The organism is Mesorhizobium sp. M1A.F.Ca.ET.072.01.1.1, assembly GCF_004023325.1.
In the GTDB taxonomy this organism is placed as follows: domain Bacteria; phylum Pseudomonadota; class Alphaproteobacteria; order Rhizobiales; family Rhizobiaceae; genus Mesorhizobium.
Genome location: NZ_RZSF01000535.1, coordinates 1 through 2,899 on the forward strand (window position 1 = coordinate 1; position 2,899 = coordinate 2,899).

Here is a 2,899-nt window from a genome sequence, read left to right on the forward strand (position 1 = left end):
TTGTAGTTGATGCCGGAGCAGAGCACTTTGCCGGGGCGACTAGGCGCTTCGAGGATAATATCGGCAAGCGCATAGCGCGGCGCTTTGGCAAGTCCCGAGCGGACTTTTTCCAGCGCCGCCCCGCCGCCTTGCACGACCTCGAGCACCGACGCTGCCAGTCCGGCTTCGGTCAGGCAGGCGACCTGCTCGTCGTCCAGAATGCCGGCGTGCTGGCGATGCCCGGCCTGCTTGTGAGAGAAAGTGACGAACTTCATGCGGCCTCCGGGATGAAGACGGCCTTGTGCAGGGCCATCGGATTGTCAGCGAGTGTTTTGAAGACGGCGGGTGCTTCAGACAGCGCAAAGCTGCTGGCGATTTTGGGGTAATGAATCTTGCCCGACGCAAGCAGGTCGAGCGCTTCGGGAAAGCAATCGACGGAGGCGCGCGAACCGAGGATGGTCACCTCCTTGCGGGTGAAGTCCAGCCCGGGCAGCGTGACGCCTTGTCCTTTCTTGACGAGACCGAGAATGACGACGCGGCCGCCGGCGGCAACGAGATCGATGGTCTGTTCCATCGCCGGCGCCGCCCCTGTAGCCTCCAGCACCACGGGCATGCCTTCGCCGTTCGTGATCTCCGTCACCCGTTCAAGCAGCCCTTCACCGCCGGCTACAGGGATTGCGCCCAGATCGGCGGCGGTGGACAGCCGCTCCGCCGACAGATCCGTGGCATAGACCTTCGCGCCATGGGCCCGCGCGACCTCGACGATCGCCAGCCCGATCGGACCCGCGCCAAGAACGAGGACCGTGTCCTCGTCCGTGACCATGCCGCGCCGGCAGCCCTGCACGCCGATGGCGACGGGCTCGGCGAACGCCGCCTCGAAGTCGGAGAGCCCTTCCGGCACGACGTTCAGATTGCCCGCGGGCGCGGTGACGAATTCAGCGAAGCCGCCTTCGCGATGCACCCCGATGATGGTGAGATTGGCGCAGCAATTGCGTTTGCCGATCCGACAGGGATAGCAATGGCCGCAACCGATGAAGGGGTCGACGACGACCCGCGTCCCGACCTTCGGACCGGCCGCTCCTGGCCCGTAAGCCTCGACCCTGCCGGCGATTTCGTGACAGCCGATCCGAGGATAGGTCACATAGGGGTTCTTGCCGGTATAGATATAGAGATCACCGGCGCAAAGGCCCGCGGCCCTGACGCGTACCAGCACTTCGCCCGGCCCAGGAACGGGCTTCGGCGCATCGGTGATGCGGATCGACTGCGGTTGGTCGAAAATGGCGGCCCGCATCATGCCGCCTTCGCGGGGCGCACGACCCTGCCATCGGCATCGAATTCGATCCAGTCGCCGGCCCGCAGCAGATAGGGATCGGCAATGGCCTCGCCGCGAGCCCTGGCCGCGCCGTGATGTTCCATGTAGTCGGCGACGTCCTTGTCGCCATCGAGCGTGATGTAGTGGCATGGCAGGACAGTCTCGAGTCCGAGCCACTGGGTCGCCAGCACACCTTCATAGGGACTCATCTCGCCCGTCAGCATTTCTCCCGGCATCGGATTGAGATGCAGGATCTCCTGCGGATTGGCGATGCCGATGCAGCCGACATTGGGTTTATAGAGTTCGCCCTGCAGTTTCAGGTCGGAGAAAATGGCGGTATCGCCATAGTGATAGAAGCGCAGCCCGTCGGCATAGACGATGAAGGCCATCGGCACGCCGGAGATGAAGGAGTTGTCCATCAGCCTGATCTGCGACCAGTGATGGCACTCCAGCGGCTGGATCTCAATGCCGGCCACCTTGACCCGAATGCCCCAGGTCGTCGCGCGGATCTGGCTGGCCGGGATGCCGCGATCCATCAGCCAGGCCTTCACCTCGCCGCCGCAGACAACCGGACAGCCGTACGCGGCGGCGATCTTGTCGGTGTCGCCGAGATGATCGAACGCCGCATGGCTGACGATCACCAGATCGACATGGTCGAAGTCGGTGGATTTGGTCGCGGCTCCAGGATTCTGGTCGAGGAACGGGTCGCAAAGGATGCGCAGCCCGTTGCTCGTCACGATCTCGTAGGCGGCCACGCCGTGGAAGCGGATGCGGGTGGTGGGTTGAAGCGTCATCTTCGGTTCGTCTTTCTCGTGTCGATTGTGAGCGGCAGTCGAGCGAGCCCGCGCCGGTCGCCGCGTGTCTTCCAGCGAAGCTCTTGCTCCGATTCCGGTGCGAGCCTTGCGCCGGTCTCGATCAGCGTTTCGAGCGTCACCGCCATTTCCATGCGCGCCACGCCGGCGCCGGCGCACAGATGCGGGCCGGCTCCGAAGGTGAGATGCTTGTTGGGACTGCGATCGAGGCGCATCTCGTCCGGCGCATCGAATACCGACGGGTCCCGGTTCGCCGCGCCGAAACCAAGGGCCACAATGTCGCCCCGCCTTATATCGCGACCGTGCAGGCACAGATCATGCGAGGCATTGCGGCCGAAAATCTCGATCGGCGAGGAATAGCGCAGGAACTCCTCCACCGCGGTCGGAACAAGCTCCGGTTCGCTTGCAAGCCGATCCAGCGCCTCCGGATGCTCGGCCAGCCAGTGCAGCATGACCGAAAGGGCGTCCGCCGTGGTCTCGAAACCCGCGCCGAACACGACCGTCATGAACGAGCGGATCTGAATGTCGTCGAGCCTTTCGCCGTCAATCTCGGCCGCTATCAGCATGCTGACGAAATCGCCCGTCGGCTTGGCGCGTCGCGCGGCAATGAGGGTCTCGATATAGGTGTTGAGTTCGCGGCTTGCCGTCGCTCCAGCGCTCGGGTCCTTCACGTTGAACATGCTGGTGATCCAGCCGACCCACTTGTCCGAGTCTTGCAGCGGCACGTCGGTGAAGGCCGCGAGCGACGTGATCGCAACCGGCACGCAGAATTCGGCAACGGCCTCGGCCTTTCCCG

Annotated in this window: 3 protein-coding genes and 1 pseudogene; all 4 read right to left on the reverse strand. The window is 64.2% G+C overall.

Annotated elements, in window-relative coordinates; all coding sequences use genetic code 11:
- Positions 1-254 (reverse strand): annotated as a pseudogene (locus EOA32_RS35785) (FAA hydrolase family protein); the annotation flags it as partial.
- Entirely contained in the window at positions 251-1,270 is a 1,020-nt protein-coding gene (locus EOA32_RS35790; protein WP_128374200.1) for a zinc-binding alcohol dehydrogenase family protein, read from the reverse strand. The gene EOA32_RS35790 and the pseudogene EOA32_RS35785, both read right to left, overlap by 4 nt.
- Positions 1,270-2,085, reverse strand: coding sequence for an MBL fold metallo-hydrolase (locus EOA32_RS35795; protein ID WP_095779520.1), 816 nt, complete (start codon positions 2,083-2,085; stop codon positions 1,270-1,272). The genes EOA32_RS35790 and EOA32_RS35795 overlap by 1 nt, the downstream gene beginning before the upstream one ends.
- A partial coding sequence (locus EOA32_RS35800; RefSeq protein ID WP_145971478.1) for a cytochrome P450 occupies positions 2,082-2,899 on the reverse strand: 818 nt, incomplete at its 5' end. The genes EOA32_RS35800 and EOA32_RS35795, both read right to left, overlap by 4 nt.